Source organism: Streptomyces sp. NBC_01235, from assembly GCF_035989285.1.
In the GTDB taxonomy this organism is placed as follows: domain Bacteria; phylum Actinomycetota; class Actinomycetes; order Streptomycetales; family Streptomycetaceae; genus Streptomyces.
This window is the reverse complement of record NZ_CP108513.1, coordinates 76,679-103,245: the sequence shown is the minus strand read 5'-3', so window position 1 is coordinate 103,245 and position 26,567 is coordinate 76,679. Positions and strand designations below refer to the sequence as shown.

Below are 26,567 nucleotides of genomic sequence, written 5' to 3'. Positions count from 1 at the left end.
TGATCTTGACGCTGTCGGAGCGTAGGTTGCAGTCATGGGTAAGGGCCGAGCTCGGCTCGAAAAGTGCCTAGGATCATGAAGTTTAGATTCTCAGCGACGGGGGTTCTGAGGAATGTCTATTCCGTTACAGCTGTAGTGTGATAGTCGTTCACGTTGTAGCGAGTTGGATTTTTCGCGTTCTGTGCCCTGTCTGGCGCCGCTGAGACCTGACCGTGGCTTTCGGGTAGCACCCAGCCCTTCGCGTATGTCTTGTCCCTTGTCTGCGCAGGATTGTCGGGATCGTGCTCCGATTGTCATTCGTGTCCCGCTGGGCGAGCTGTCCTTCACGATGCGTGAGTGCGGGGTGCCCGGTGCCGCCTGGGGTTTTTCATGGCTGGCCCTAAAGTGGGCTTAAATTTCAGACCGATGCTTTTCTGGGGCGAATATCGATGACTGGCGTGTCGTCATTCGACGAGACTTTCACTGTCACTGCCGATAATCCATTAATGAGCGGTCACATTGTGCACGGGCGCAATCTGCTGCCTGGTGTCGGCTACGTGGATCTGGTGTTGCAAGTCCTGTCCCGGCACGGTCATGCCATGCCGGAGGTCGAGCTGCGGAACCTCACGATCCTCGCGCCGCTCGTCGCCGCGCCCGGTGAAGAAGTTCTGACCACCGTGGCGGGACGGCCCGGGCCGGCGGGAGGGTGGCGCATCGAGGTGCGCAGCCGCCGGCGGCAGGACACCACGGACGTCCTGCACGCGGTGGTGTCGGCCCACCAAAGCGCCCGTTCCGTCTTTGAGGAACGGCTGTCACTGCCACTCGCCGGAGCCGACCGGGTCACTCACCTCGCCGACATCTACACGTGGCTGCGTGAGCGCGAGCTGGTTCACTTGGGGCTGATGCAGGTCAGCGGCGCCGTGCACCACCGCGCCGGGGACTGGGTCGCGGAGGTGGAACTCGGCCCGGCGCACCACGGCACTGCGGACGCCTTCCTCTTTCATCCGGCGCTGTTCGAGGGCGGGTTGCTCGGCAGCAGCGTGGGCAGCCACATGCTGCACACAAGGGAGGCCGCCGGGGGGCTCTATCTGCCCCTGATCCTCGAGTCGTTCCGGGCGGCCGCGCCGCTGGGCAAGCGCTGCTTCGTCAGGGCCCCCGCCGACTCGATGCGCAGGGATGACGAACTCATCAGTCTGGCCGTGGAGTTCTACGACGAGAGTGGAGCGAAGGTCGCCGAGATCGGACGGCTCTCGGCCAAGCGGGTGCGGGCCGTGACGGCCCTCGACGTGCGGGGTGAGTCCGCCTCCGCCATGACACGCACCGGCCGCCCGGTGGCCGACAAGTCCGCCGCACCGGCCGCAGGACACGATGTCGCGGCCGTGCTGCGGGAGCTGGTCGGGGCACGCCTCGGCCTGCCCGTGGCACGGGTTGACGTCAATGGAAGCTTCTACGAGCTGGGACTTGCCTCGGCGGACCTGGTGTCCCTGGTGCCCGAACTGGAGGACCGGCTGGCCCGACAGATCTCGCCGACGACCATGTTCGAGTACCGGTCGATCGCCGAGGTGGCGGCGGGGCTGCGGGAGGTTGCCGCCGGCGGGACAGGTACGGCCGCTGCGGAGTGGCCGGAGGAAACACGTACGGCTTCCGTGGCGCCGGAGGGAACCGCCACGGCGCACCCGCTGACCCTCGTCACCGACGAGATCGCCGCACAGCTGGGCGTGCCGGCCGCGGAGGTCGACCCGGACGATGAATTCGCCGAGTTCGGCCTCGACACGACCGACATCGGCCGACTGGCCGCCCGACTCACCGACCGCTTCGGGGTGGCGTTCACCCCCGCCGCGTTCCCGGAGCACCGGACCGTGCGTTCCCTTGCGGAGGAACTCGCCGCGGCCCGGCGGGAACTCCCGCAGGCCACACCGCACGCCCCTGGCCCGGTGAGCGAGGGTGCCCCGGCACGGCTGCACTCCCTGCTGCACGACGTGGTGCCGCTCGACGACGGCACCGCCTACCGGACGTGCTTCGACGGTGATGAGTCGTTCCTGCGCGACCACCAGGTACACGGCGACCGCATCCTCCCCGCCGTCGCACAACTGGAGATGGCGCGCGCGGCGGTCACCCGGGCGCTGGGCGAGGGGCACACCGGCACCGTACGTCTGGACGACGTGGTGTGGCTGCGACCGGCGGTCAGCGGGCCGGACGGACTTGAACTGCGCGTGGAAGTAAGCGAGTTGGCTGGACACGGCTGGCAGTACACCATCAATGGCGTCGGCGCGGACGGCGAGGCCATGCCGTACAGCCAGGGCCGGGCGAGCCTGGCCACCACCGGTGAGCGGACCCTGCCGCGGTTGGACCACCTGCGTGCGGCCTGCGCCGAGAGGTCGATTCCCGCCGCCGACGTCTACGACCTGTACGCCGCCATCGGCATGGACTACGGCCCGGCCCAGCGGTCCCTGGTGGAGCTGGGCCTCGGCACCGACGAGGCCGGCCGGCCCCAGGCCCTCGCCGAGCTGCGGCTGCCCTCGGCGTCGCCGCCCCTGGACGACTGCCACCTGCACCCGAGCGTCATCGACGGAGCCCTGCAGGCCACTGTCGGACTGCGCCTCGCACCGCGACGGCACGACGGACAACAGGCCAGCCCCGCGCTGCCGTTCGCCTTGGATCACGTGGAGGCCGTCGCCGCCACGCCCGCCAAGGCATACGCCTGGGTGCGGCACCAGGCGGGCAGTGACCCCGACTCCGTGACGGCACGCCTCGACGTGACCGTGTTCGACGAGTACGGCCGGGTGTGCGCGGACGTGACCGGACTGTGCACGCGGGTCCTGGCAGAGGCTCCGCGACCTGCGGACGCCGCCCCGCGGACCGAGCCCGCCCCCCTGACCGAGGCCGCGCCGCAGGCCGGGACCGACATCGCGATCATCGGAGTCAGCGGACGCTACCCGCAGTCGCCGGACCTGGACGCCTTCTGGCAGAACCTCCGCTCCGGCCGTGACTGCATCAGTGAGGTGCCCGCGGACCGCTGGGACCACCGCCGCAACGCCGACGCAGAGGGCTCCTCCTCCGGCAAATGGGGCGGCTTTCTCGACGGGATCGACCGGTTCGACCCGCTGTTCTTCCAGATCTCGCTGCACGAGGCCGAGCTGCTCGACCCGCAGGAGCGGCTCTTCCTCCAGTGCGCCCACCACACGCTGGAGGACGCCGGATACGCGGCGGGACCAGCCGGCAAGGTCGGCGTCTTCGTCGGCGTGATGTACCAGGAGTACCAGCTCCACGGCGCGCAGGCGCAGGAGCGCGGGCAGCAGGCGGCGCTGTCGGGCAGCGCGTCCAGCGTCGCCAACCGGGTGTCCTACTTCTACGACTTCACCGGTCCGAGCATGACCGTCGACACCATGTGCTCGTCGTCCCTGACCGCCATCCACCTGGCCTGTGAGGCCATCAGGAGCGGCCAGTGCGAGACGGCGCTCGCCGGCGGGGTGAACCTCCACTCCCACCCCAACAAGTTCCTGATGCTCAGTCAGCGCAGGTTCCTCTCCAGCGACGGCCGGTGCCGCAGCTTCGGCGAGGGCGGCGACGGCTATGTGCCCGGCGAGGGGGTGGGCGCGGTGCTGCTCAAGCCCCTGGACCGCGCCGTTGCCGACGGAGACCACATCCACGGCGTGATCAAGGCGACCGCCCTGAACCACGGCGGCCGGACCTCCGGCTACTCGGTGCCCTCTCCGGCGGCGCAGGGCGCGGTCATCGCGGAGGCGCTCACGGCCTCCGGCGTCGACGCACGCTCGCTCGGCTACCTGGAGGCGCACGGCACCGGAACGGCCCTGGGTGACCCACTCGAAGTCGTCGGCCTGAACAAGGCGTTCGAGGCGCACGGCGTCCTGCCGGAGCACTGCGCGATCGGCTCGGTCAAGTCCAACATCGGACACTGCGAGAGCGCGGCGGGCATCGCGGGGCTCACCAAGGTGCTCCTGCAGATGCGGCACGGCGAACTGGTGCCCAGCCTGCACTCCGGCACCCTCAACCGTCGCATCGACTTCGACAGTACCCCGATGCGTGTGCAGCAGCACCTGGAGCCGTGGAACCGGCCGACCACGGTGGTCGACGGGGAGGCGCGCACGCTCCCGAGAACCGCCGGGGTCTCTGGCTTCGGCGCGGGCGGCGCCAACGCCCATGTCGTCGTCGCCGAGTACGTGGCTCAGGCCCCCCGCCAGGCGGCGCCCGCACGCCCCGCGCTGCTCGTGCTCTCCGCGCAGACCGAGGACCAACTCGTGGAGCAAGCACGTCAGTTGCGTACGCGACTGGCCGAGTTCGCCGACGGCACGCTTCAGGACGTCGCGTGGACCCTGCAGACCGGCCGCATGGCGCTGGACGAGCGACTGGCCTTCGCGGCGGCCTCCCTCGACGAGGCCGGCGCGCTGCTCGACGCGTTCGTCGCCGCACCCGGGAGCCCCGGTGCCTGGGCGCGGGGCACCGTACGCCTCGGGGATCAGCCCGACGGATCCGGTGAAAGCGCGCTGCGGGCCGCGGTGCCGGACTGGGTGGACCGGGCCGAGCCCGGCGAGCTGCTGCGCCTGTGGGTGCGTGGAGCCGCGGTGCGCTGGGAGACGCTGCACCGCCCGGCCCCGTCTCCCCGGCGCGTCAGCCTGCCTGGATACCCATTCGCCCGCGACCGGTGCTGGTTCGACCCGGAGCCGGGTGGAGCGACCACCGTGCACCGGGCCGCGCGCGACATACAGAGCGGCCGGGCCGGAGGAGACGTGCGAAACGTACGAGACGTAGACGTACAGAGCGGTCAGGCCGGAGACGACGTGCAGGGCGAGATGGTGCTCCTGCGCCCCGAATGGGCCGAGCGGACGGCCGTACGCGAACAGGGTGCCACGGACGCGGAGTTCGTCGAGCGTCACGTCGTCGTGGTCGGCAGCCTTGGGCAGGCGGAGCGCCACGCCCTTCGGTCCGCGCTGCCCGTCGGCACGGCACACCACTTCGTGGATCTCACGGACGACGCTCTGGACGAGCAGTACGCCCTGGCCGCCGAGCACGTGTTCACGCTGGCCCGCACGATCCTCCTGGGCGGCGTACGGCGGCCGGTGCTGCTCCAGGTCGTCCTGGCCGGAGCCGCGGGCACGGACACCGAACGAGAGCGCCTCGCCTGCTTCGGCGGCCTCACGGGGCTGCTACGCACGGCCCACCAGGAGAACCCCCTTCTGCACACGCAGTACGTCGAGTGCCTGGACGGGGCGGCACCGGCGACCGTCGCCGCCCGGCTGGCCGCGGAAGCGGTGCACAACCCCGCACCCGAGGTGCGCCACCGCGACGGGCGGCGCCTGCTGGCGCGATCGGTGGAGATCCGTTGTGCCGCGACTGCGGCCGCGCCCTGGCGGGAGAACGGCGTCTACCTGATCACCGGGGGTGTCGGCGGCCTCGGCCGGATCGTGGCGCATGAGATCGCCGCGTCCGTCGGGCATGCCACCGTGGTGCTCACCGGACGTTCGCCGCTCGGCGAGGACCGGCGCGGCGCGCTGAACGCCCTGCGCGCGGCGGGCCTCACCGTCGACTACCAGCGCGCCGACGTGGCCGACCGTGACGCGGTCGCCCGTGTGCTGTCCCATGTAGCGGACAACCACGGGCCGTTGACGGGCATCGTGCACAGCGCGGGGGTCATCGAGGACGGCTATCTCCTGCGCAAGAGCGAGGAGCAGCTGGCGCGGGTCCTGTCACCCAAGGTCACGGGCCTGGTGAACCTGGACGAGCTCAGCCGGGACCAGCCGCTGGACGTCTTCCTTTGCTTCTCGTCGATCGCCGGGGCCTTCGGCAACGCCGGACAGGCCGACTACGCCGCGGGCAACGCGTTCATGGACGCATACGCCACCTATCGCAACCGGCTGGCCGACGCGGGCGCACGCCACGGCAGGACCGTGTCCATCGGCTGGCCGCTGTGGGAGGAGGGCGGCATGGGGGGCGGCGCCGTGCGTGAGAACCTGCGCAGCGTCGGCCTGGCCCCCCTGGACACCGCCCGCGGCCTCACGGCGCTGCGATGCGCCCTGGCCATGGAGGAGAACGGCCTCGCGGACGGCAGGCTGATCGTCGTCGCGGGTGAGCGGGACGGGTTGCTGTCCCGGCTCATCGGGGACGAAGCGCAGCCGCAGCCGGCGGAGAACGCGCCAGAGACCACTCCCGCCGCCGTTGCCACTCCCGCCGGTACGCCGGACGAGGACGCGGCCCTGGAGGAGAAGACGGTGGCCCACCTGCGGCGCATCCTTGCGGCGTCGCTCAAGCTCGGCCCCGAACGCATCGCCGTCGACGCACCGTTGGAGCGGTACGGCATGGACTCGGTCATCGCGGTGGGCGTGATCTCCGGCCTGGAGGAGTCGTTCGGACGGCTGTCCCGGACCCTGCTCTTCGAGGTCGAGACCATCCGCGATCTGGCCCGGTACTTCGTCACCGACCACCCGCAGGCGCTGCGTACGCTGCTCGGCGAACCGGCACGTCCCGCGGTCGCGGTGTCCGCGCCAAAGGCTTCGAAGGCCCCGGAAGCGGCAGCTGCACCGCCCGCCAGTGTGGCCGCCGATGTTCGCGTGGAGGTGCGTGACCGAGCCCTCGCCCCCGCCAGGGATGCCGGGGCCCCCGCGAAGGAGGTCGCCCCCGCCAAGGACGTGGCGATCATCGGCATCAGCGGGCGCTACCCGCAGGCCGGCGACCTCAGTTCCCTGTGGGCAAACCTCCGCGGCGGCGAGGACGGCGTCACCGAGGTGCCGGCCGACCGCTGGGACCACGAGGCCCTGTTCGGCGGCCTGGACGAGAGCCGGGCGAGGCCCGGCAAGTGGGGCGGCTTCCTCGACGGCGTCGACCAGTTCGATCCGCTGCTCTTCGGCATCTCACCGCGCGAGGCCGCTGCCCTCGACCCGCAGCAGCGGCTCTTCCTGGAGACCGTCTGGCAGCTCCTGGAGCAGAGCGGCGTGACCCAGGAGGTCATCGAGCGGCGCTACGGGCGGCGCGTCGGCGTATATGTCGGCGCGGCCTATCACCTGTACCGCGCCGACGAGTCGCAGGACCCCGCCCTCGCGGCGCTCACCTCCGCGGCCTCGTACAACATGATCGCCAACCGGGTCTCGCACTTCTTCGGCCTCGAAGGGCCGAGCCTGGCCGTGGACAGCATGTGCGCGTCGTCGGCCATGGCCATCCACCTGGCCTGCGCCGACGTGCTGCGGGGCGAGGCCGAACTGGCGGTCGCCGGCGGCATCAACCTCACGGTCCACCCGGACAAGTACGTGGCGCTCGCCGAGCTGCAGCTGCTCGGCAGCGGCCCCGGCAGTCGCAGCTTCCGCGAGGGGGACGGTTATCTGCCTGCCGAGGCCGTCGGCGCCGTGCTGCTCAAGTCGCTGGACGCGGCGGTGCGCGACGGGGACCGGATCCACGCCGTCATCAAGGGCACGTCGTCCATGCACGGCGGCCGGGCCAACGGCTTCATGACGCCGAGCCGCAGGACGCAGGTGAAGGTCATGCGGCGGGCCCTGGAGCAGGCCGGTGTCACGGCGGACTCCATCGGGTACGTCGAGGCCGCGGCCAACGGAACGGCGTTCTCCGACGAGGTCGAGTTCCGCGCGCTGCGCGAGGTGTTCGACGGGGTGGCCGAGCCGGTGGCGCTCGGCACCGTGAAGTCGAACCTGGGTCACCCCGAGGCCGCCTCCGGCATCGCCCAGCTGACCAAGGTCGTCCTCCAGCTCCAGCACCGGGAGCTCACGCCCTTGGCGGCGGCGGGCGAACCCAACCCCAACCTGGACTTCGACGGCACCGCGCTGAGCCTGTGCGAGGAGCTGTCGGAGTGGCGGCCGCGCGGCACGGCGGTCGCGGACGGCGTGCCGTCGCCGCGCCGAGCGCTCATCAACTCGGTGGCCGCGGGCGGCAGTCACGTCAGCCTGGTCGTCGAGGCGCCGCCGGTCACGCAGGAGGCCAGGGACGCCGCGCAGGACGCGGGACCTCAGCTGGTGGTGGTGTCCGCGGGCACGCCCGAGCGGCTGCGGACGGCGGCACGGCGGCTGAGCACGTTCCTGGACGGCGACGACGCATCCGCGAGCCTGGCCGACATCGCGTACACCTCGCAGCTGTGCCGTGAGGCGATGCCGGAGCGCCTCGCCGTGGTGGCGGGCTCTGCGGAGGAGCTGAAGCAGGGCCTCGACTGGTACCTCGCGGACGGTGCAGGGGCGGCGGGCGACGTGCTCGCTCCCGTGCCGGTCCACCACGGCAACGCCGAGGAGGACGCGGGCCCGCTGGGCACGGTCCTTTCCGGCGCCCGGGGCGAAACGTTCCTCACAGGCCTCGTCGCGGACCGTGCGCTGGAGCACCTCGCCGAGCTGTGGGTGCGCGGGGCCGCCGTGCCGTGGGGCGGACTCCACGACGGGCGCCGTCGCCTGGCGCCTCTTCCGCCGACGGCCTTCGTGCCGGGGCAGTACTGGGTCGGACGGCGGCCGGGAGCTGCGGCTTCCGTACGGGCCGACGCGGCGCACGCGCCGTCCGGGGCGGTGTCGCCCGACGGTGCCGCGGGCGCCGCACATGACACCGCCACCGACCGCTCCGCGCGACAGCCGGACCCCGCCCTCACCGACGCCGAGCGGACCCTGCTCGCCGCCTGGTCGGAGCTCCTCGGCATCGACGCCGACGACCTCGGGCCGACGAGCAACTTCCTCTCTCTGGGCGGCAATTCGCTGCTGGCGACCCGGTTGGTCAACCTGCTCAAGCGGCGGACAGGAGCGGAGCTCCCGGTCCGGGCGCTCTTCGAAGCGCCGCGCCTGACCGACATGGCCGCCGAGCTGGAGCACCGTACCCCCGTCGGATCCACCGGAGCCCTCGACGTGAAAGCGATTCTCAAGGGCATCGCCCTCGTCGAAGCCATGAGCGACGCAGAGCTCGACGCACTGGACATCGCGAAGTAAGCAGACAGGACGACGATGACCATCATCAATGAGCCGGGTGTGCAGGACCTCGTGCACAGGATCCGGTCGCTGCCGCCCAAGCGACGACGTGCCCTGAGGACGCTGCTCGAGAAGCAGGGCGTCGACCTCTCCTTACTCGATCTCTCCGCGTCCGGCGTCATCCCGCTGCCGACGCGCGGCCCGGACGAGCCCGTGCCGCTCTCCTTCACCCAGCAACGCCTGTGGTTCCTCGCCCAGTTGGACGGAGCGAGCTCGGCGTACAACATCCCGATGGCTGTGCTGCTGCGCGGGCGCCTCGACCGCTCCGCACTGGTGGGCGCGCTGCGCGAGGTGGTGCAGCGGCACGAGGCCCTGCGCACCCGCTTCGTGGACCGCGACGGCGTCGCGTACCAGCACGTCGGCGACGGCGCGGACTTCGAGGTCCGGCAGGAGGAGCTCGCCGACCCCGCCGAGCTGCCCCGCATCTGCGCGCAGGAGGCCGCCGCTCCCTTCGACCTGGAGCACGACACGCTGATCCGGGCCCGGCTGCTGCGCCAGTCCGAGCAGGAGCACGTCCTGCTGGTGACGATGCACCACGGCGTCTCCGACGGCTGGTCGATCGGCGTCCTCTACAGCGATCTCGTCGCCCTCTACGAGGCGCTGTGCGCGGGCCGTCCCTCGCCGCTGGAGCGGCTGCCGATCCAGTACCCCGACTACACCAACTGGCAGCGCGAGTGGCTCGACGACGGGGTGCGGGAGCCGCAGGTGGCCTACTGGAGCGAGCGGCTCGCCGGATTCGATCCGCGGCTGTCCCTGCCCACGGACCGTGAGCGCCCGCCCGTCAAGACGTACAACGGCGCGCGCGAGACCTTCCGCTGCCCGGCCGAACTCCTCCACGCCTTACGGGAGATCAGCGCCCGGCACGACGCCACGCTCTACATGACGCTGCTCGCCGCCTACTCCGCCCTGCTGCACCGCTACACGCAGCAGACCGACGTCGCCGTCGGCACGGTGGTGGCCAACCGCGGCCGCACCGAGTTCGAAGGGCTCATCGGCTTCTTCGCCAACACCCTGGTGATGCGCACCGATCTGTCCGGCGACCCGACCTTCCCCACGCTCCTCGCCCAGGTCAAGCAGCGAGCGCTGGAGGCGTACGAGCACCAGGACGTCCCCTTCGAGGCCGTCGTGGACGCCCTGCGCCTGGAGCGCAGCCTCAGCCACTCGCCGGTCTTCCAGAACATGTTCGTGCTCCAGGAGGCGCAGACCGTCGAGGAGACCAAGCTGGGCGAACTGGAGGTCCTCCCGGTCGAGTTCGACGTCGTGGCCACCAAGTTCGACCTCACCCTCGACCTGCGCGAGACCCCGGACGGGCTCGCCGGCTTCATCGAGTACAACACCGACCTGTTCGACGCCGAGACGATCCGGCGCTTCGTGCGCCACTACACCAACCTGCTCTCCTCAATCGCCGACGGGCCGGAGGAGAGGATCTCCCGGCTCACAGACCTCCCGCAGGCCGAGCGTCGGCGTGTGGTGGAGGAGTGGAACGAGGCTCCGGCGGAGTCGGTGGCGCAGGAGCGGTGTGTGCATGAGTGGTTCGAGGGGGTGGTGGCGGGTTCGCCGGATGCGGTGGCGGTGGAGTTCGAGGGGCGTTCGCTGTCCTACGGGGAGTTGAACGCGCGCGCCAACCGTCTGGCGCGACACCTGCGTGAACTGGGTGTCGGCCGGGAGTCGTTGGTTGCGTTGTGTCTGCCGCGCAGTGAGCACGTCGTCGTGGGCGTGCTGGCTGTCCTGAAGGCGGGCGGCGGCTATGTGCCGCTGGATCCCGCGGCTCCTGTCGAGCGGCTTGCGCATGTGCTGCGTGACAGTGTGCCTCGGGTGTTGCTGGTCGACGGGGTGATTCCGGAGGGGCTGGATGCGGCCGGCATCGCGGTGGTGGATGTGCGTGCGGACGCTGTGGCGTGGGCCGGGCTGCCGGACGGGGACCTGGACCGTGCCGAGGTCGGTTCCGCTTCCGGTGATCTGGCGTATGTGATCTATACGTCGGGGTCGACGGGGACGCCGAAGGGCGTGATGGTCGAGCACCGGAACGTGACGCGCCTGTTCACGGCGACGGACCGCTGGTACGGCTTCGGGGACGAGGATGTGTGGACGCTGTTCCACTCTTTCGCATTCGACTTCTCGGTGTGGGAGATGTGGGGTGCGTTGTTGTACGGCGGGCGCCTGGTGGTGGTGCCGCAGGTGGTGACCCGCAGCCCGCGCGAGTTCTATGAGTTGGTGTGTTCGGCCGGGGTGACGGTGCTGAACCAGACGCCGAGTGCGTTCCGGCAGTTGATCGCGGCCCAGGGCGAGGACGGCGCGCCGCACGGGTTGCGGGTGGTCGTCTTCGGCGGGGAGGCGCTGGATGTCGCGGCGTTGAAGCCGTGGATGCGGCGTGCGGTCAACCGTGGGACCCGGTTGGTGAACATGTACGGGATCACCGAGACCACGGTCCATGTGACCTATCGGGAGCTGGCGGAGGCGGACACGGACGGCTCGGTCAGTCCGATCGGCCACCGTATCCCGGACCTTCGGATCTATGTCCTGGACGGACGCGGGCGGCCTGTTCCCCTGGGCACGGTCGGTGAGTTGTACGTCGGTGGCGAAGGCGTGGCCCGGGGTTACCTCAATCGTCCCGAGCTGACGGCGGAGCGGTTCGTGTCTGACCCGTTCTGTGATCGGGCCGACGCGCGGATGTACAAGACGGGTGACCTGGCGCGGCAGTTGCCGGACGGATCCCTTGAGTACCTGGGGCGCAACGACGACCAGGTCAAGATCCGCGGCTTCCGCATCGAACTCGGCGAGATCGAAGCCGCCCTCGCCGGGCACGAAGCGGTCCGCTCCTGCGTGGTCATGGCCCGCGAGGACCAGCCGGGCAACAAGCAGCTCGTGGCGTACGTCGTCCTGGAGAACGGGCACGCCGCGACGGACTACCCCACCGAACTCGGGCGGCACGTCGAGCGCATGCTCCCCGAGTACATGGTCCCCAGCGCCTACATCGCTTTGGACACCATGCCGTTGACCACCAACGGCAAGCTCGACCGCAAGGCGCTGCCGGCCCCCGGCATCGACGCCTACGCCCAGCGCGAATACGTGGCCCCGAGCACCCCCACCGAGCGGGCGCTCGCCTCGCTCTGGGCGGAGCTCCTCGGCTTCGACGAGGCCCGCGTCGGCGCCAACGACAACTTCTTCGAGCTCGGCGGCCATTCGCTGCTCATCACGGTCCTGGTGGCCAAGCTGAAGGAACTGGGCCGCGAGGCCTCGGTGCGCAGCGTGTTCAGCAGCCCGACGCTGGCCCGTCTCGCGGAGGAGATCGACGGGACGCGGGCCGCCGTCACGGACGACAGCGTTCCGCCGAACCTGATCCCGCTGGGCTGCGCGCGCGTCACCCCGGACATGCTGCCCCTGGTCGAGCTGACCCAGGAGCAGATCGACACCGTCGTCGCCACCGTGCCCGGCGGCTCGCCCAACGTCCAGGACGTCTACCCGCTGGCGCCCGCACAGGAGGGCATCCTCTTCCACCACCTCCTTGACCCGGACAACGACCCCTACCTGGTCTCCGTCCTCCTCGCCGCCGACGACGAGAAGGTGTGCGCTTCGTTCACGCAGGCGCTCCAGACGCTGATCGACCGGCACGACGTGCTGCGCACCGCCGTGCTCACCGCCGATCTGCCCGAGCCCGTGCAGGTAGTGCACCGCACCGCCCGTCTGACGGTCGAGCGGACGCGCCTCGACGCCGGTACGGACGCCGAGCAGCAGGCGCGTGCCCTGCTGGACAGCCCCCGGCGCATGCGGGTCGACCGAGCCCCCCTGCTGCGGCTGCTCATCGCCGAGGACCCGCGCTCCGAGCGGCGCTATCTGCTCCTGAGCGCCCATCACCTCATCGAGGACGCCACCACCCTGCGGCTCGTCCTGCAGGAGCTGGCCATCCACATGGCGGGCCGCGCCGCGCTGCTCAAGGAGCCCGCCCCGTACCGTGACTTCGTTGCCCACACCCTGCGGCGGACGACGGCGGACGACGAGGAGGCCCACTTCCGGGCGATGCTCGGCGACGTCACCGAGCAGACCACGCCATTCGGCCTGACGGACGTGCACGGCGACGGCCACCGGTACCCGCAGCTGCGCCGCGCCCTGCCGTCCGACCTCACCGCCGAGGTGCGCGCACAGGCCAGGCGGCTGCACGTCAGCCCCGCTTGCCTGTTCCACGCCGCATGGGCGTGCGTCACGGCCGCGGCCGCCGGGAGCGACGACGTGGTGTTCGGCACCGTGATGTCGGGACGCCTGCAGGGCGTGCCCGGCGTGGAGGGAATGCTCGGGAACTTCATCAACACCCTGCCGCTGCGGGTACGCCTCGCGGACCGGACGGTCCAGGACCTCGTCGCGGACGTCGACACCGGCCTCAAGGAGCTGATCGCCCGCGAGCAGAGCGCGCTGAGCCTGGCCCAGCGCTGCAGCGGCCTGGACGCCGACACCCCGCTGTTCAGCGCGGTGATCAACGTCCGGCACTTCGAGCCGGGACACGGCGACGCGACCGGGTCCGCCGTCGCCGGCCAGGGCATCCACTGGCTTGCGGAGGCAGACGCGATCAACTACCCCCTGGTGGTCTCGCTCGACGACTTCGGCAGCGAACTCGCCCTGCACGTCCGCGTGGACGACTCCGTGAGGTGCGAGGCGCTCGTCGGATACGTCGAAGCGGCGCTGTCCGGCATCGTCGGCGCGCTCGCAGCGGACGACGGCGCCGGCACCAAGGCCGTCGACATCGATGTCCTGCCCGCCGTCGAGCGTCGGCGTGTGGTGGAGGAGTGGAACGAGGCTCCGGCGGAGTCGGTGGCGCAGGAGCGGTGTGTGCATGAGTGGTTCGAGGGGGTGGTGGCGGGTTCGCCGGATGCGGTGGCGGTGGAGTTCGAGGGGCGTTCGCTGTCCTACGGGGAGTTGAACGCGCGCGCCAACCGTCTGGCACGGCACCTGCGTGAACTGGGTGTGGGACCCGACGTCCGGGTCGGACTGTGCCTGCCGCGCAGCGAGTGGATCGTCGTGTGCGTGCTCGCGGTCCTGAAGGCGGGCGGCGGCTATGTGCCGCTGGACCCGGCCGCGCCCGTCGAGCGACTCGACCACGTGGTGCGCGACAGTGCCCCGCGCGTGCTGGTCGTGGACGGCGGACTTCCCGACGGGCTGGCCGTAGGGGACGAACCGGTGGTGGATGTGCGTGCGGACGCTGTGGCGTGGGCCGGGCTGCCGGACGGGGACCTGGACCGTGCCGAGGTCGGTTCCGCTTCCGGTGATCTGGCGTATGTGATCTATACGTCGGGGTCGACGGGGACGCCGAAGGGCGTGATGGTCGAGCACCGGAACGTGACGCGCCTGTTCACGGCGACGGACCGCTGGTACGGCTTCGGGGACGAGGATGTGTGGACGCTGTTCCACTCTTTCGCATTCGACTTCTCGGTGTGGGAGATGTGGGGTGCGTTGTTGTACGGCGGGCGCCTGGTGGTGGTGCCGCAGGTGGTGACCCGCAGCCCGCGCGAGTTCTATGAGTTGGTGTGTTCGGCCGGGGTGACGGTGCTGAACCAGACGCCGAGTGCGTTCCGGCAGTTGATCGCGGCCCAGGGCGAGGACGGCGCGCCGCACGGGTTGCGGGTGGTCGTCTTCGGCGGGGAGGCGCTGGATGTCGCGGCGTTGAAGCCGTGGATGCGGCGTGCGGTCAACCGTGGGACCCGGTTGGTGAACATGTACGGGATCACCGAGACCACGGTCCATGTGACCTATCGGGAGCTGGCGGAGGCGGACACGGACGGCTCGGTCAGTCCGATCGGCCACCGTATCCCGGACCTTCGGATCTATGTCCTGGACGGACGCGGGCGGCCTGTTCCCCTGGGCACGGTCGGTGAGTTGTACGTCGGTGGCGAAGGCGTGGCCCGGGGTTACCTCAATCGTCCCGAGCTGACGGCGGAGCGGTTCGTGTCTGACCCGTTCTGTGATCGGGCCGACGCGCGGATGTACAAGACGGGTGACCTGGCACGGCAGTTGCCGGACGGATCCCTTGAGTACCTGGGGCGCAACGACGACCAGGTCAAGATCCGCGGCTTCCGCATCGAACTCGGCGAGATCGAAGCCGCCCTCGCCGGGCACGAAGCAGTCTCCCACGGCGTCGTCGTCCCGCGCGGCTCCGACGACAGCCGTGCGCTTGTCGCCTACGTGAGCCCGACGCCGCAGTGGCTCGACGACGCCGCCCGCGAGCAGAACGCCACACTCCTGGACCAGTGGCAGCGGGTCTTCGAGGACCAGTACGCCGGGACCGGCGACGACGCCCCCGCCGACCTCAACCTGGCGGGCTGGGACAGCAGTTACACCGGCACACCCGTGCCCGAAGCCGGCATGCGCGAGTGGATCGACGGCACCGTCCAGCGCATCGCCGACCTGCGGCCGCGGCGCCTGCTGGAGATCGGCTGCGGCACCGGACTCCTCCTGTTCCGCTACGCGGACGCCTGCGAGTCGGTGCACGCCTTCGACCTGTCGACCTCGGCGCTCGCCGATGTCCGCCGGGGGGTGGAACGCCGCGGCTGGAGCCACGTCACCCTGGAGCAGGGTGATGCCCTGTCGATGGCCCGCCTGGCCGGGCAGACCTTCGACACGATCGTGCTCAACTCCGTTGCGCAGTACTTCCCGAACCGGGTCTACCTGGAGGAGACGATCGCCCGGATGCTGCCGCTCCTCGAGGACGGCGGCCACATCTTCATCGGCGACGTACGCAACCTCGACCTGCTCCCGGCCCACCTGAGCGCGGTCGAACGCAGCCGCGCCGGAGGCCGCACCACGGCCGGGGCTCTCGTCGAACAGGTGCGTCGCCGCCGCCGGCAGGAGAGCGAACTGCTCCTGAGCCCCACCTACTTCGCCTGCATCGCCGAGCGCTTCCCCGAGCTGGGCGACTACGACCTCATGGCCAAGCGCGGCGTCGAGGACAACGAGATGTCCGCCTACCGCTACGACGTCGTCCTGACCAAGGGGACGGCTGCCCCCGTGAAGCCCCTGACGTGGCTGGATGCCGACACCACGGACCGGCTGAGCGCCCTCCTGGAGGATGGCGCCCCCGACCGCTTCGGTATCAGCGGCTTGCGCAACCCCCGGGTCGCCGACGACGTGCGCGTCGGTGAGCAACTGACCCGCTGGTCGCCCTCCCACGAAGTGGACCCGCTTCCCGGTGGCGTCCGACTGGCGGAGCAAGCCACCCACGAGATAAGGGAGTTGGAGGCCGTACTGTTGCGTGCCGAAGAGCTCGGCTACCGGGTGGCGGCCACCTGGTCGCAGGATCGGCTCGACGGCCTCGACCTGGTTTTCGGCCGGGACGGTCTGCCGCCGGTCCGGGCCCGCGCGCCCTACCGCGAGGCGCACCTGGCGAACTTCCCGCGGATCGGCGACCTGGGTCCCTCGGTGGCCCGCACGCTCAAGGAGCACCTGTCCGTGCGGCTGCCGGAGTACATGCTGCCCAGCGTGTTCATGCTCCTCGAAGAGCTGCCCATCACCCCCAACGGAAAGGTCGACAAGCGGGCGCTGCCCGCCCCGGACGAGGGCGCCGTGGCCAAGGAGACCTACGTCGCGCCGCGCACCGAGACCCAGCGGATCCTCTGCCGCGTCCTCGAGGAGGTGCTCGCGGTCAGCCGTGTCGGCATCGAGGACACCTTCTTCGCGCTCGGCGGGCACTCCCTCCTGGCAGTCCGGCTCAACCTGCGCGTGCGCCAGGAGACGGGCCGTGAGCTGCCGCTGCAGCTGATCCTCACGGGCCCCACCGTGGCCGAGATGGCCGCGGCGATGGAGGAGGAGCCGTCCGCCGCCGAGGCCGTGCCGCTCGTGCCGGCCGTGCCCTTCGGGGAAGGCGAAGAGGTGCCGCTCTCGCTCCAGCAGGGCGACCTGTGGTTCCTCGGCCACCCGGAGCACCTGGACGCCTCGTACGACAACGCGCAGCTGGCCCACCGGTTGACGGGACGCCTCGACCGCGACGCCTTCGCGCGCGCCGTCCAGGCCCTCGTCGCACGGCACGCGGTGCTGCGCACCGGCTACGTACACCGCGACGGAAACATCGTGCAGCGCGTCAACGACGCCGCCGGCTTCGAGGCGACCGTCACCGAGCCGGTCGCCGGGGAGGATGCCCTCGCCGAGTGGCTGCGGGACGAACGCACCCGTCCCTTCGAGCCGGAGGGCCCGTACGCGGTGCGGATCCACCTGGTGCCGGTCGCGGACGACGAGCACGTCGTCGTGCTCACCCGCCCCTGGGGTGTCTTCGACGGCTGGTCGCTGACCATCGTGCTCACCGAACTCATGCTTCTGTACGGCGCGTTGAGCAGGGGCGAGGCGCCGCAGCTGCCGGAGCTGCCGCTCCAGTACGCCGACTACGCCCGCTGGCAGCGCAAGGTGCTGGACGGTGTGGTGCTCAACCGTCAACGTGACTACTGGAAAAGCCAGTTGGATGGTCTGCCCGCCTGTCTGTCGCTGCGCACCGACCACCCGCGCCGACCGGTGAAGTCCTATCAGGGTGCCAAGGTCGCGTTCGACGTCCCGCAGTCCGTGCTCGCGCGGCTCAGGCAGCTGGGCCAGGAACACGACGGCACGCTGTACATGACCCTGTTGTCGGCGTTCGCCGTGCTCCTGGGCGGTCACGCGGACGACCGCGAGCTGGCCATCGGCTCGCCCGTCACCAACCGGCCGCGGGCCGAACTGGAGCAGCTGGTCGGCTACTTCGTCAACACGGTGGTGATCCGCCTCGGCGTCGCACCGGACCGTGTCTTCACCGACCTCCTCGCCCAGACCAGGCAGGTCACGGGGGAGGCCCACGAGCACAAGGACCTGCCCTTCGCCGAACTGGTCGGGGACTTGGTGCCGGAGGCCGATCCCGCGTACTCCCCACTGTTCCAGGTGATGTTCAACCTGGTGCCGAACCCGGCGGCCGCGGCCGGCGGAGAGGGCGGAGCGGCGGACCTGGCGGTGAGCCCCGTCGCTGCCGACCCCGGTCCGGCGAAGTACGACCTCAACCTGACCGTCCTGGAAACGGACTCCGGTCTGCAGTGTCAACTGGAGTACAGCACCGACCTGTTCACGCAGGACACCGCTGAGCGCATGGCGCGGACGTACGAGCTGCTGCTGCGGGAGATCGCGGCGGAGCCCGCGGTGGAGCTGGCCCGGTTGCGGGCCCGGGCGGAGGCAACCTCCGACGCAGACGCGACCGCATGACGACTCACCCACACCACCCGGAACACGTACGACCGGAACCGCAACAGGAACGACTTGAGGGGGAAGCAGGCATGTCCACGAGTGATCCGACCGAGCGCGCGGTCGCCGTCGTCGGCATGTCCTGCAGGGTCCCGGGCGCCGATGACCTCGACGCCTTCTGGGAGTTGCTGCACGACGGCGTGGACGCGATCACCGAAGTACCGGCCGGACGGTGGGCCCTCGACGGGATCCCTGATGACGCACCCGGCTTCGAAGGCGTGCGCCGCGGCGGATTCCTGGACCGCGTCGCCGACTTCGACAGCGGCTTCTTCGGCATCTCGCCGCGCGAGGCCGAGGCGATGGACCCGCGTCAGCGCCTGGCCCTTGAGCTCAGCTGGACGGCGCTCGAACACGCCGCCGTCGTGCCGGAGAGACTGCGCGGCGGCAGGGCCGCGGTGTTCCTCGGCGCCACCGGCGACGACTACGCCATGCTCGTCCACCGGCATGGCGGGGACGCCGTGTCCCACCACTCGATGGCGGGCCTGAGCCGCGCAGTGATCGCCAACCGCGTCTCCTACCAGCTCGGCCTGCGCGGACCCAGCCTCACGGTGGACGCGGCGCAGTCCTCGTCCCTGGTAGCCGTCCACCTGGCCTGCGAGAGCCTGCTGTCGGGCGCCGCCACGCTGGCCCTGGCCGGTGGCGTCCACCTGAACCTGGTGCCGGAGGGCGCGCTCGCCTTCGCGCGGGCGGGCGCTCTGTCCCCGGACGGGCGCTGCTACACCTTCGACGCGCGCGCCAACGGCACGGTGCGCGGCGAGGGCGGCGGCATGGTCGTCCTCAAGCGCTTGACCGACGCAGTCGCCGACGGCGACACCGTCCACTGCGTCCTGCTCGGCAGCGCGGTCAACAACGACGGCGGCGGCGAGGGCCTCACCGTCCCCGACGGCGAGGCCCAGCAGGAACTCCTGCACAGCGCCTACGCCCAGGCGGCCGCGGAACCGGCCCGGGTCCGGTACGTCGAACTGCACGGCACCGGCACGCGAGCGGGCGACCCCGTCGAGGCGGCCGCGCTGGGAGCCGTGCTCGGCCGGAACAGGCCCGACGCGGAGCCGCTCCTCGTCGGCTCGGTGAAGACCAACATCGGGCACCTCGAAGGCGCCGCGGGCGTGATCGGGCTGATCAAGGTCGCCCTCTCGTTGCGGAACGGAACCCTGCCCTCCAGCCTCAACTACGCCGAGCCCAACCCGGCGATCCCCATGGACCGGCTCAGACTCCGGGTCAACGACACGGCAGGGCTCTGGCCCGACGGCCCGCGGCTCGCGGGCGTCAGCTCGTTCGGAGTGGGCGGCACCAACTGCCACGTGGTGGTCGGTGAGGCCCCCGCCGCGCCCGCGGACGACGAAGGCTCCGCGGAGGCCGCGTCGCTTGCGGTGCCCGTTGTGGTGTCAGGCAGCAGCAGGGCCGCGCTGCGGGCCCAGGCACGACAGCTCCACGCGCGCGTGGAGGCCGACCCGGACCTGCGTCCTGTGGACATCGGCTACGCGGCGGCGACCACCCGGTCGGTGTTCGCTCACCGCGGTGTCGTCGTCGCCGCGGACCGCGCTGAGCTCCTGGACAGCCTGGCCGCCCTCGCCGCGGGCGAGCCGTCGCCCCACGTGGTGGAGGGCGCGGCGGGTTCCGCTTCCGGCGTCGTATGGGCGTTCCCCGGACAGGGCCCGCAGTGGGTCGGCATGGCCCTGGACCTATGGGACTCCCTGCCGGTCTTCGCGGCCCGGATGGACGCGTGCGCGCGGCTGCTCAATGACCTGGTGGACTGGTCGCTGCGGGACGTGCTCGCCGACGAGGACGCGCTGCTGCGCATGGACGTCATGCAACCCGCGCTGTTCGCGGTGCAGGTGTCCCTGGCCGAGGTGTGGCGTGCGGCCGGGGTCACCCCTGCCGCCGTGGTCGGCCACTCCCAGGGCGAGATCACGGCCGCCTGCGCGGCGGGGATCATGCCCGTGGCGGACGGCATGCGGCTCATGGTCGAGCGCAGCCGTGTCATCGCCGACCGGCTCTCCGGCCGGGGCGCCATGGCACTCGTCGAGATGATGGCGGCGGACGTCGAGGCGGCCATCGAGGACGCTGTCTGGAAGCGGGTCTCGATCGGCGCCGTGAACGGCCCGAACGCGGTCGTCGTCTCCGGCCCGGTCGACGCAGTGGACGCGGTGGTGGCCGACTGCCGCGCCCGTGACGTACGCGCCCGACGCGTCCCCATCGACTACGCCTCGCACTCGCCGCACGTGGCGGAGATCCGCGACGAGGTCCTGCAAGCGGCCGCGCATGTCAGCACCCAGGACAGCCAGGTCGCCTTCTACTCCACCGTCACCGGCAGCCGCCTCGACACGGCCCACCTGGACGCCGCGTACTGGTACCGCAACCTGCGCGAACCGGTGCGCCTCGAAGACGCCGTACGGGCCCTGGCCTCCGACGGGCACCGGGTGTTCGTCGAGGCCAGCCCGCACCCCGTCCTGACGATGGCCGTCCAGTCCACCATCGACACCGTTCAGGGCGCCGCCGACACGGTGGTGCAGGGCACGCTGCGGCGCGCTGAGGACGGCGTGCGGCGGCTGCTCCTGTCCCTGGCCGCGCTGCACGTGCGGGGCGTCACCGTGGACTGGCGGCCGGTGTTCGAAGGCACCGGTGCCCGCGCCGTGGAGCTGCCCACCTACGCCTTCCAGCGCAGCACCCACTGGATCACCGCCGAGGGAACCGCGCTTCCCGTGCGCGAGACGACAGCGCCGGCCCCCGCGGGACCCCAGGCGGCGTCCCACGCCGAGGCCCCCACCACGGGAGAGCAGAATCTGCGCACACTGATCCACTCCCAGGCGGCGGCCGTCCTCGGGCACACCGACCCGGAGACGGTCGCGGCGGACCGCACGTTCAAGGAGACGGGGTTCGACTCGGTCACCGCGGTGGAGCTCAGCAACCGGCTGAGCCAGGCGACCGGACTGCGACTCGCCACCACGCTCGTCTACGACCACCCCACCCCCGCCGCGCTCCTGCGCCACCTCACCGAGGAGCTCGCGGGAGACGCCCCGGACACCGCCGGCCCCGCGCAGGGCCCTGCACCGGACGACGACATGGTCGCGATCGTGGGCATGAGCTGCCGGCTGCCCGGCGGCGTGAGCTCCCCCGAGGATCTGTGGCGGCTGGTCCGCGACGGGGTGGACGCGATCTCGCAGTTCCCCGAGGACCGCGGCTGGGACGTGACACCGGAGGCGACCGGCCAGGTACGCAGCGGCGGATTCCTGTACGACGCACCGGACTTCGACGCCGACTTCTTCCGGATCAGCCCGCGCGAGGCCCGCGCGATGGACCCGCAGCAGCGGCTGCTCCTCGAAGCCTCGTGGGAGGCCCTAGAGCGCTCCGGGATCGACCCCGAGTCCCTGAACCACAGCCGGACGGCCGTCTTCATGGGCGTATCCGACCAGTCGTACGTCCCTCCGCTGCACGAGACGTCCGACAGCTTCGGCGGCTACGCCCTGACCGGCGGTCTGCCGAGTGTGGCGTCCGGCCGTATCGCCTACACCTTCGGGTTCGAGGGGCCTGCCGTGACGGTGGACACGGCGTGTTCGTCGTCGCTGGTGTCGCTGCATCTGGCGGCGGCGTCGCTGCGGTCGGGGGAGAGCTCGCTGGCCCTGGCAGGAGGGGCCGAAGTGATGTCCACGCCCGGCATGTTCGTGGAGTTCTCACGGCAGAACGGCCTCTCGGCGGACGGCCGGTGCAAGGCGTTCTCGGACACGGCCGACGGTACGGGCTGGTCGGAGGGCGTGGGTGTGCTGGTGCTCGAGCGCCTGTCGGACGCGCGGCGCAACGGCCACCAGGTCCTGGCCGTGCTGCGCGGCTCCGCCATCAACCAGGACGGCGCGTCCAACGGGCTCTCGGCGCCGAACGGCCCCTCACAGGAGCGGGTGATCCGCGACGCGTTGGCGCAGGCGGGCCTGTCGGCGTCGGACGTGGACGCCGTGGAGGCGCACGGGACGGGAACGACGCTGGGCGATCCCATCGAGGCGCGGGCGCTCCTGGCGACGTACGGACAGGGCCGGGACGCCGAACGGCCGCTGTGGTGCGGGTCGTTGAAGTCGAACATCGGTCATACGCAGGCCGCCGCGGGCGTGGCGGGTGTGATCAAGACGGTGCTTGCGCTGCGGCACGGTGTGCTCCCGCGGACCTTGCACGTTGAGCTGCCGTCGCGGCACGTGGACTGGTCGTCGGGTGCGGTGGAACTACTGACAGAGCAGCGGGAGTGGCCGGAGACCGGCCGTCCCCGCCGGGCCGCAGTGTCGTCGTTCGGGATCAGTGGCACCAACGCGCATGTGATCATCGAGGAGGGGCCCGAGAACTCCGAACTGGCACTGGAAGCCAGGGCGTTGGCGAACGACTCGCTCCTCGTACCGGTCCTCGTGTCCGCCAAGACCGAGGCCGCGCTGGTCGACCAGGCCGCGCGGCTGCGGGACCACCTCGGGTCCCACGGGGACCTGCGTCCACTCGACGTCGGCCGGTCGCTGGCCACATCGCGCACGCGGTTCGAGCACCGGGCCGTCGTCGTGGCCGCCGACCGCGACGACCTGCTGGCCGGACTCGACGCGCTGGTCCAGGACGCGCCGAAGGCACCGCGCTCGGTTGCGGGGACGGCACGGGCGACCGGCGGACGCGTGGTTTTCGTCTTCCCCGGCCAGGGCTCGCAGTGGGCCGGCATGGCCGTGGAACTGCTGGACGCGGAGCCGGTGTTCGCCGAGCGGCTGCGGTCCTGCGCCGCGGCGCTCGCGGAGTTCGTCGACTGGGACCTGGAGGGCGTGCTGCGGCAGGCCGCGCACGCCCCGACCCTGGAGCGAGTCGACGTGGTCCAGCCCGCATCCTGGGCGGTGATGGTGTCGCTCGCGGCGCTCTGGCGCTCGTACGGCGTCGAACCGTCCGCCGTCGTGGGCCACTCCCAGGGCGAGATCGCGGCCGCCTGCGTGGCCGGTGCCCTGTCGCTGCGCGACGCGGCCCGCGTGGTCGCGCTCCGCTCCCGGGCCATCGCGCGGGACCTGGCCGGGCACGGCGGAATGTTGTCCGTGGCGCTGCCCGCGGCACAGGCCGAGTCCCGACTGGAGCGCTGGGAGGGCCGGCTCGCGGTGGCCGCGCTGAACGGCCCGACCGCCACCGTGGTGGCCGGCGACCCCGAGGCGCTCGACGAACTGCACGCCGCCTGCCAGGCGGAGGGCGTGCGGGCGCGCAAGGTCCCGGTGGACTACGCCTCGCACACCTCCCACGTGGAGCGCATTGAGGAGGAACTGGTCACGGTGCTCGCGGACTTGAGCCCCGAGCCCGCCCAGGTGCCGTTCTACTCGACCGTGGAGAGCGACTGGCTGGGCGAGGGCCTGGCGGACGCCGGATACTGGTACCGCAACCTGCGGCAACCCGTGCAGTTCCATTCCGCCGTGGCCGCGCTCGCCGAGCAGGGCCACGACACGTTCATCGAGGTCAGCTCCCACCCGGTGCTCACCATGAGCGTCCAGGAGATCCTGGAGAGCGGGAGCGCGGCGCCGGCCGCGGCGGTCTGCGGATCGCTGCGCCGCGACGAGGGCGGCCCCATCCGGTTCCTGGCCTCGGTCGCCGAGGTGTGGACGCGCGGCGTCGACGTCGACTGGGAGCGGCTGTTCGCCGGTGCCGCGCCCCGGGTCGACCTGCCGACGTATGCCTTCCAGCGTACGCGCCACTGGCTCGACGCCACGGCCGACCAGCCGCTCCTCGGGAACGCCGTGGAACTCGCCGAAGGCGCGGGCACCGTCCTGACGGAGCGCCTCTCGCTGCGGTCGCGGCCCTGGCTGACCGACCACCGTGTGCTCGGCAGGGCCGTGGTCCCCGGCACCGCCCTGCTCGACATGGCGCTGCGTGTCGGCGACTCCGTCGACGAACTGACGCTGCACACACCGCTGGTGATACCGGAGCGCGACGAGGTCGAGGTGCAGTTGACGGCGGCCGCGCCGGACGACGCGGGCCGACGGGCGGTCCGTATCCACGGCCGCGTACTCGGCACCGCCGATGAGGCCTGGCAGCTCCACGCCACGGGCGTGGTCTCCGCCGCCGGGCCCGCGGACGCGGGTGTCCTGGCGGTGGCATGGCCGCCGCCCGACGCCACAGCAGAGGACCGCACGGCCTGGTACGACGAACTCGCCGGGCGCGGTCTGGAGTACGGCCCCGCCTTCCGCAACCTGGAGCACGTCTGGCGGCACGGCGACGACCTGCTCGCCGAGGTGGCGCTGCGCGACGAGCCGGGGCCGTTCGGCGTGCACCCGGCGCTCCTCGACGCGGTGCTGCACCCGCTGGTCCTGGAACAGCCCGGCACGATGGTGCCGTTCTCCTGGGCCGGTGTCCGCCTCGCGCGCAGGGGCGCATCCCGGCTGCGGGTGCGGATCTCGCCGCTGGGCGAGGGCAGGGCCTCCCTGGACATCGCCGACGGCAGCGGGGTCGAGGTGCTCTCGGTCGACTCGCTCACCCTGCGGCCCCTGGACGCCCGGCGCACCGACCCCAAGCTCTTCCAGGTGGAGTGGCGCGAGGCCGCCGTGCCCGCCGGTGCGCAGGGACGGGACCCCGCGACGGTGGTGCTGCCCGTCACGCCGGGCGACGCGGACGTACCCACGGCCGTCCACGAGACCGCCGAGTACGTGCTGCACCGCGTACGCAAGTGGCTGGAGGAGAACGGCGAAGGCTCCTCGCGCCTGATCGTCGTCACCCGGCGTGCGGTGGCCGTGGAGCCCGGCGCCGACGTCGACCTCGCGGCCGCGACCGTGTGGGGGCTGCTGCGGCCCACCCAGACCGAACACCCCGGCCGGATCGTGCTGGTGGACACCGACACCGAGACGAGCGCGGGCACGGATGGCGCCGCCGAACCGGTCGCCGAAGAGCCGGCCCGCGCGATGGCGCTCGGTGAGCCCCAAGTGGCGCTGAGGCACGGCAAGTTGTTCGTGCCCCGGCTCGCCCGCGGCTCCGTCCCCGTGCCCGACCCGGCCCGTCCGGTCCTCGATCCCGCGGGCACCGTGCTGATCACCGGCGGAACCGGCGGTCTCGGCGCCGTCGTGGCACGTCGCCTCGTGACCGGTCACGGCGTACGCCACCTGCTTCTTGCCAGCAGGAGCGGTCGGGCTGCCGACGGCGTGGACGAGCTGGTGGACGAGCTGGCCGCGCAGGGCGCGTCCGTCTCCGTCGCCGCCTGCGACGTCACCGACCGGGCCGCGCTCGCCGAACTCCTGGCGACCGTCCCCGCGTCAGCGCCGCTGCGCGCCGTGGTGCACGCGGCCGGGCGCATGGACGACGCCGCGACGCTGTCCCTGGAGCCCGAGCGGCTGCACGCGGTCCTGAAGCCGAAGGTCGACGCCGCCTGGCACCTGCACGACCTCACCGCAGGCCTGGACCTGACGGCGTTCGTCCTCTTCTCCTCCGTGACCGCCACGGTGGGACTCGCGGGCCAGGCCAACTACGCGGCGGGCAACGCCTTCCTCGACGCGCTGGCCCACCACCGGCACGGCGCGGACCTGCCCGCGCTCTCCCTGGGCTGGGGCCTGTGGGAGCAGCGCACCGGCATGACCGACCGGCTCGACGACGCCGACAAGCAGCGGATGCTCCGCATGGGCATGCGGCCGCTGCCGACGGAGGACGGCCTGGCGCTGCTCGATCTCGCGCTGGGTGCGTCGGACCGGGCGCACCTGGTGCCCGCCTGGATCGACGTCGCCGCGCTCCGCGACACCGAGCCGCCCGCACTGTTCCAGGGGCTCCTCCCGGCCCGTGCCATGCGGGAGAACAGGTCGAGGGGCGGCGCCAAGCCATTGCGGGAGCGGCTGTTGACTCTGCCCGAACGAGACCGGGAGTTGACGGTACGGCGGCTGGTGCAGGCACAGATCGTCACCGTCCTCGGCCGGTCCGGGGCGCAGGACGTGCCTGCCGACCGGGGCTTCACCGCGCTCGGCTTCGACTCACTGACGGCTCTGGAGCTGCGCAACCGCCTCTCCACCCTCACCGGAGTCACCCTGAGCGCCACGGTGACCTTCGACCACCCGAGCCCGGCCGCGCTGGCCAGGCATCTGCTGGAGCGACTCACCCCGGAGCCGGCCGCCGCCGCACCACCGGAAGCTCCGCAGCCACCTGCAGCCCCGCACACACCGGAGCCGCCCCCGGCCGGGCCCCCGGTCCTCGCCGACCTGGACCGGCTCGTGCACAGCGTGACCGGCGTCGGCGACGACGGACTGCGCGCGGCCGTCACCGACCGCCTGCTGGAGCTCCTGGGAGCGGTGGCCGTCGGACCGGAGCCGGCCGACCCGGCGGAGGTGCCGCATGACGAGCAGATTGCCGCGGCCGACGCGGACGAACTCTTTTCGCTGATCGACGATGAGCTGGGAAGGCCCTGAAACATGACCGACGGGAAGCTGC

3 protein-coding genes are annotated in these 26,567 nt (G+C 71.7%); all 3 read left to right on the top strand.

Features of this window, described 5'->3' with window-relative positions; genetic code table 11:
- The first annotated feature begins 428 nt into the window (after positions 1 to 428).
- The 3 genes from OG289_RS00255 to OG289_RS00245 all read left to right on the top strand — a co-directional run bounded on the left by OG289_RS00255 (position 429) and on the right by OG289_RS00245 (position 26,545).
- Entirely contained in the window at positions 429 to 8,900 is an 8,472-nt protein-coding gene (locus tag OG289_RS00255) for an SDR family NAD(P)-dependent oxidoreductase (RefSeq protein WP_327311969.1), read from the top strand.
- A 15-nt stretch (positions 8,901 to 8,915) separates the two neighbouring features.
- Positions 8,916 to 18,137 (top strand): non-ribosomal peptide synthetase, encoded by a 9,222-nt coding sequence (locus OG289_RS00250; RefSeq protein WP_327311968.1) that lies wholly within the window; start codon positions 8,916 to 8,918, stop codon positions 18,135 to 18,137.
- 71 nt (positions 18,138 to 18,208) lie between these two features.
- Entirely contained in the window at positions 18,209 to 26,545 is an 8,337-nt protein-coding gene (locus OG289_RS00245) for an SDR family NAD(P)-dependent oxidoreductase (RefSeq protein ID WP_327311967.1), read from the top strand.
- Positions 26,546 to 26,567: the final 22 nt, after the last annotated feature.

Bases quoted from the DNA above. Each gene is read 5' to 3' on its own strand.
- OG289_RS00255 (WP_327311969.1), top strand. From the start codon at position 429: ATGACTGGCGTGTCGTCATTCGACGAGACTTTCACTGTCACTGCCGAT.
- OG289_RS00250 (WP_327311968.1), top strand. From the start codon at position 8,916: ATGACCATCATCAATGAGCCGGGTGTGCAGGACCTCGTGCACAGGATC.
- OG289_RS00245 (WP_327311967.1), top strand. From the start codon at position 18,209: ATGTCCACGAGTGATCCGACCGAGCGCGCGGTCGCCGTCGTCGGCATG.